The sequence below is a fragment of the Streptomyces boluensis genome, assembly GCF_009908195.1.
GTDB classification, from domain to species: Bacteria; Actinomycetota; Actinomycetes; order Streptomycetales; family Streptomycetaceae; genus Streptomyces; species Streptomyces boluensis.
Genome location: NZ_JAAAHS010000480.1, coordinates 1 through 5,101 on the forward strand (window position 1 = coordinate 1; position 5,101 = coordinate 5,101).

Annotated in this window: 7 protein-coding genes; 3 read left to right on the forward strand and 4 right to left on the reverse strand. The window is 73.4% G+C overall.

Features of this window, described 5'->3' with window-relative positions; translation table 11 throughout:
* Window positions 1–167: 167 nt before the first annotated feature.
* The gene (locus tag GUY60_RS34140) at window positions 168–992 is read right to left on the reverse strand and encodes a LysR family transcriptional regulator substrate-binding protein (protein ID WP_161705008.1); all 825 of its coding nucleotides are present in this window, start codon (window positions 990–992) and stop codon (window positions 168–170) included.
* Between the two features lie 59 nt (window positions 993–1,051).
* Between GUY60_RS34140 and GUY60_RS34145 the strand changes: the two genes are divergently transcribed.
* Window positions 1,052–1,453 (forward strand): DUF5997 family protein, encoded by a 402-nt coding sequence (locus GUY60_RS34145; RefSeq protein ID WP_161705010.1) that lies wholly within the window; start codon window positions 1,052–1,054, stop codon window positions 1,451–1,453.
* Window positions 1,454–1,551: 98 nt separating this feature from the next.
* On the opposite strand, the gene GUY60_RS34150 is transcribed toward GUY60_RS34145, so the two are convergent.
* Genes GUY60_RS34150 through GUY60_RS34160 form a run of 3 tightly spaced genes read right to left on the reverse strand, consistent with a single transcriptional unit; the run spans window position 1,552 to window position 3,433 of the window.
* A complete protein-coding gene (locus tag GUY60_RS34150; RefSeq protein ID WP_161705012.1) occupies window positions 1,552–2,232 on the reverse strand; it encodes a formylglycine-generating enzyme family protein in 681 nt (226 codons plus the stop codon).
* Window positions 2,229–2,873 (reverse strand): RraA family protein, encoded by a 645-nt coding sequence (locus GUY60_RS34155; RefSeq protein ID WP_161705014.1) that lies wholly within the window; start codon window positions 2,871–2,873, stop codon window positions 2,229–2,231. The genes GUY60_RS34150 and GUY60_RS34155 overlap by 4 nt, the downstream gene beginning before the upstream one ends.
* A gap of 8 nt (window positions 2,874–2,881) precedes the next feature.
* Window positions 2,882–3,433: a DUF4232 domain-containing protein gene (locus tag GUY60_RS34160; protein WP_161705016.1), complete on the reverse strand. Its 552-nt coding sequence runs from the start codon at window positions 3,431–3,433 to the stop codon at window positions 2,882–2,884.
* Window positions 3,434–3,710: 277 nt separating this feature from the next.
* Between GUY60_RS34160 and GUY60_RS34165 the strand changes: the two genes are divergently transcribed.
* Both GUY60_RS34165 and GUY60_RS34170 read left to right on the forward strand, forming a co-directional pair.
* Window positions 3,711–4,229, forward strand: coding sequence for a hypothetical protein (locus GUY60_RS34165; protein ID WP_161705018.1), 519 nt, complete (start codon window positions 3,711–3,713; stop codon window positions 4,227–4,229).
* 176 nt (window positions 4,230–4,405) lie between these two features.
* Window positions 4,406–5,092 (forward strand): haloacid dehalogenase type II, encoded by a 687-nt coding sequence (locus tag GUY60_RS34170; protein WP_161705020.1) that lies wholly within the window; start codon window positions 4,406–4,408, stop codon window positions 5,090–5,092.
* Window positions 5,093–5,101: the final 9 nt, after the last annotated feature.

Sequence of the window (5,101 nt, forward strand, 5' to 3'; positions counted from 1 at the left end):
GCCGCGTACTCGTACCGGAGAACCCGGCGGACGCGACGGATGCGGCAGACGAGACGGGCGGGCCGGGGCGCGGGCATGTCACGGCCGGTTGGCTGCTCGCCGAGGGTGGCCGTGCGCGGGCGCGGTTCCTGGCCCTGGCCGGTTAGGCCGGGCCCCTACGGACGCTCTCAGGGGCGGCGGCGCGGCTTGCCCCGCTTGCCGCCGCCGCTGGCGCCACCGCGCGGGGCCTTGCCGCCGGACTTCGCGCCGCCCGACCTGGCACCGCCGGACTTCGCTCCGCCGGACTTGCCCTGGCCCGGCTTCGCGGTACCGGGCTTGCGGCGTGCGGTCGTCGCTTCGGGGCGCTTGCCGGTGGCCGTCGGCCGGTCGCCGTCCTGGGTGCGGCGGCCACGGGTGCTGTTCACGGTACGGCCGCGCACGATGCCGATGAAGTCGTCGACGAGGTCGGTGGTCCGCTCCTCGGGCCACGCCAGGGCGATCTCCGACTGCGGTACGTCAGTGATCGTGCGGTACGTGAGGTCCTTGCGGTGGTGCAGCCGGGCCAGGGACTGCGGCACGACGAGCAGCCCGATCCCGGCGGCCACCAGCTCGATGGCGTCGGCGGTGGTCTCGGGCCGTTCGAGCGCGGGCTGCCCCGGCGGCCGCTCCCAGTCGAAGGGGTCGTCGAGGGGGTGCAGCACGATCTCGTCGGCAATGTCGTCCGCCGTCAGCTCCTCGAAGGCCGCCGCGAGGTGGTCCTTCGGGATGACCACGACGGACGTCTCGGTGTAGAGCGGGATCGCGCTGAAGTACGTGCGGTCGACCGGCAGCCGTACGAGGCCCGCGTCGGCGTCGCCGTCGCGCAGCAGGCCGTCGGCGTCGGCGGCGTCGACCGCGACGAGGGTCAGGGGGATGTCGGGCAGCCGCTCGTTCCAGATCCGCACCCACTTCGCGGGCGTCGCCCCGGGGACGTAGGCGAGCCGGAACGACGGTGTTGCTTCCGAGCCAGTCACGCCGCCAGGTTACCGGGCGTGGTCAGAGGTATCGCATCGGGCTCGTTACCCTTGACCCCATGACGACGCACCAGAGCACCCAGACGATGAAGCCCGCGACCGCGGCGAAGAAGTTGGGTGTGTACCTCCAGGCCACCCCCGCCGAGTTCCAGGAGGGTGTCGTCTCCCGCGCGGAGCTGAACGCGCTGCAGGCCGACCCGCCGGAGTGGCTCCAGGAGCTGCGCCGCAACGGCCCGCACCCGCGTCCGGTGGTCGCGTCGAAGCTCGGTGTGTCCATCGCGGGCCTGGCCCGCGGCGGCGTCACCGAGCCGCTCACCACCGAGCAGATCGACGCCCTGAAGCAGGAGTCGCCCGAGTGGCTCCAGCGGGAGCGCACCACGCAGGCCGAGGTCCGTAAGGAGACCGTCCGCCTGAAGGAGAAGAAGGCGGAGCAGGCGCAGAAGGCCGACCGGGACAACTGAACCGCGTCGAGCCGGGGTCGTCGCCCGCGCGGAGCACCCGCTCCGCGCTGCGACGGCCCCGGCTCTGTGCGTTCCGGGGTCCGGGTACCCGCCGGGTGCTATCCGGTGGTCCCCGAGCGCACGACGCGGAAGCCCACGTCGTCGAGCCGCAGCGTCGGGTGGCTGCGGCGGCGTACCGAGGCCCGGCAGCTCCAGTGCTCGTCGAACCAGCCACCGCCGCGCAGCACCCGGTACGTGCCGTACACCTCGGGGTCGTACTGGTCCCAGCACCACTCCCACACGTTGCCCAGCATGTCGTGCAGACCCCACGCGTTGGCCTGCCGGCCGCCGACCTCGCGCAGGCGGCCCTCCGAGTTGCCGCGGTGCCAGGCGATCGCGTCGAGCTCGCCGTACCGCGCGCCGTCCGTGCCCGCGCGGCAGGCGTACTCCCACTCGGCCTCGGTGGGCAGCCGGTAGCCGTCGGCGTCCAGGTCAAGGGCGACGGCGTCGGGGTCGTCCGGCTGCCGGCGGTGGGCCGGGGTCAACCCTTCCCTGCGGGACAGCGCGTCGCAGAACCGCAGCGCGTCCCACCAGGACACGCCTTCCACGGGCAGCCGGTCGCCGGGTGCGCTGCCCGGACGTTCCCCGGTGACCTCGGCGTACTGCTCCTGGGTGACCGGTACGGCGGCGATCCGGAAGCCGGTGACGTGCCGGGTCCAACTCTTCTGCGTACGCCGGTCGTTGAGGGTCACGTCCCCGGCGGGGAGTTCGACGAGCTGCGGTGCGGTGGCCGGCCTCACGCGCCGTGCTCCGTGGTTCCGTGCTCGCGCAGGATCGCGTCGATACGGGCCCGGTGGTCCGACTCCCAGGCGTCGAGGGTGGTCTCCGCCTCCTTGGCGAGCTTCGCGCGGGCGTCGCGCAGCACCTGTTCGCCACGGGCGTGCGGGGTGACGACGACGCCCTCCTCGTCGGCGACGACCACGTCACCTGGGTGCACGGTGACGCCGCCGCAGCGCACCGGGACGTTCAACGGCTCGGGGGCCGCCTTCGCACCGGGGATCGGGATGACCCCGCGGGCGTATACGGGGAAACCCATGCCACGGACCTCGGCCAGGTCGCGGATCAGGCCGTCCGCCACGAACGCGGCGATGCCCCGGCGCTGGGCGACGGCGCAGACGTTGCCGCCCGCCAAGGCGTGGTCCAGGTCGCCCGATTCGACGACCAGGACCGTGCCGGGCTGCGCGCGGTGGATGGCCGCGTGCAGCATCAGGTTGTCCCCCACCGGGCAGCGCACCGTGAACGCCGGGCCCGCGACGCGCGGCATGCCCGGCCACAGCGGCCGGATGCCGATGTCCATGACCTGTGCGCGGCCGAGCAGGTCGGCGAGGGTCGTCGTGGGGATGTCCGTGAAGTCGCTTGCGCCGTACGTCGGTTCGGTCATGTCCCCGATCATGCCTGGTAGCGGTTGGCGAGCACCTCGTCGGCCTCGGCCTGGCTGGGCTGCCACCAGGTGGTGACCGGTTCCCACACCCAGATGCGGCCGCCGGAGAGGTCCAGGTCGTCGGCGGTGAAGCGGGCGCCGGGGTGCGCGGGGGCGCCGGCGACGGTGACGTACTCGACGAGGCGGGTGTTCGCGTCGGACGGGTCCTCGATGGTGCGCACCGCCGCGTACCCGCTCTTGCCCGCGCCGAGGGCGTACGGACCGCTCTGGCCCAGCGGTACGGGCAGGGCCGGGCCGTCCAGGTCGCCGAACGTGACCGTGGGGATGCGGTCCACGGCGCAGCGTTCGTCGCTGGTGTTGGTCACCTTGATGCGCAGGACGTTCGGGTACGTCCCGTCCTCCGGTTCGGCGGTGGACGCGGCCAGGCGCACCTGGTTCGCACGGCAGGCCGGCGGCTCCGCCTTGCCGGTGGCGGCCCGGTCGACCGGGTGCGCGGCGGCCGGGGCGGCGGTGAGGAGCAGGCCCGCGGCGAGCGCGGCGGTGGCGGTGCGGGTGTGCATGGCGGGTCCCTTGCGGTTCGCGTGTCGGAGTGGTCAGTTCACTTGGTACGTACGCGCGTTGCCCGTTTCGACACGCGAGGGGCGCGTTGGGTTGTACGTACCGTGCCGGGTGGTTCTGGTGGTGTGCCGTGGGCTCGCGGTGGGCCGGTCCTCCCCTCACAGCGTCCCGCCCGGCGGCCGGGCGCGCACCCGCACGCCTGCGGTGACCAGGGACTACGCGCGGTCGTGCGGCGACGGAAGTTGCCTCGACCTGCCGCTGTGGCGCCATACTGGCACCATGGATCTCACGCCCTACGTCGCCCACCTCCGCCAAGAGCTCGCCGTCGCCGCCGAGGCGGGCGGCGAGGAGAGCCGGGCCCTGGCCGAGCGCCTCACCGCGCCCCTGGAGTCAGCCGCCCGCCTCACACTGCTCAACGCACTCTCGGCGGCGATGGCCGACGTGACCCGTGACCTGGCGCCGGGCTCCGTGGACGTACGGCTGCGGGGGCTCGACCCCGAGTTCGTGGTGACGGCGCCGCCCGCCCCTGAGTCGTACGAGGAGCGGGACGAGCCGTCGGTCCCGGCGCCGCCCGCGCCTGTCCCCGACGACGACGGCACCACGTCCCGCATCAACTTCCGGCTGCCCGCGCATCTCAAGGCCCGCGTCGAGGAGGCGGCGGGACGCGAGGGTCTTTCCGTGAACGCGTGGCTGGTGCGGGCGGTGTCCACCGCGATGGACCCGGGCGCGGCCGCCGGTCGCTCCTCGGGGCGCGGCCGCTCCCGGAGCCAGCAGGGGTTCACGGGCTGGGTGCGCTAAGGCCTGTGCGGCGGCGAGTGTGGAGTTGATGGGGTGCTGCGGTTGCTGCGGCTACGCGGTTGCTGCGGTTGCTGCGGTTGCCGCGCGGGCCGTTCGGTTCGGGAATCCGGGGGTTTCCGGAAGCGTTCGGCTGAGAGCCGCTCTTGTGCCCCTGCCGCGTCCGGGAGACCTCCCTCATGTCAGAGCCAGCGATTGATGCCGTCGTCTTCGACGTACTGGGCACGCTCGTCGACGAACCCGCCGGAGTCCGTGCCGGCATTCGTGAACTCGCCCCGGAACTCGACGAGTTCGAAGTCGAGCGCGCGCTGTCGCGGTGGCAGCAGCACATCGAGCATGAGCAACGGCGGATGCTCGACGGCGCCCGGCCCTACCTCCCGAGCGACGCCCTCGACCTGGAAGCCGCCCGGCTCGTCGCCGACGCTGCCGGCGTCGACGACCCGGCCGCTGTCGCGGAGTTGGCGCGGTCAAGTCGCAGACTCCCGCCGTGGCCTGACACCACGTCAGGGCTGGCCCGGCTCGCCGGACGGTTCCCGCTGATCGGGCTCTCCAACGCGAGCCGGACGGCGCTCCTTGAACTCAACGCCCACGCCGGACTGCGCTGGCACCAGGCACTGTCCGCCGAGGAAGCCCGGAGCTACAAGCCGGACGCGGCGGTCTACCAACTGGCCGTCACCGTCTCCGGACTGCCGCCGGAGCGGCTTCTGATGGTGGCCACGCACGCCTGGGACCTGCGCCGGGCACAGGCCCAGGGCCTGCGCACCGCCTACGTCGCCCGCCCCGTCACCGACCCGCCGACCTCCTCGGACCGGTTCGACCTCTATGTCGATGATCTGGCCGACCTGGCCGACCGGCTCAAGGCGTAGGGCGAGGGC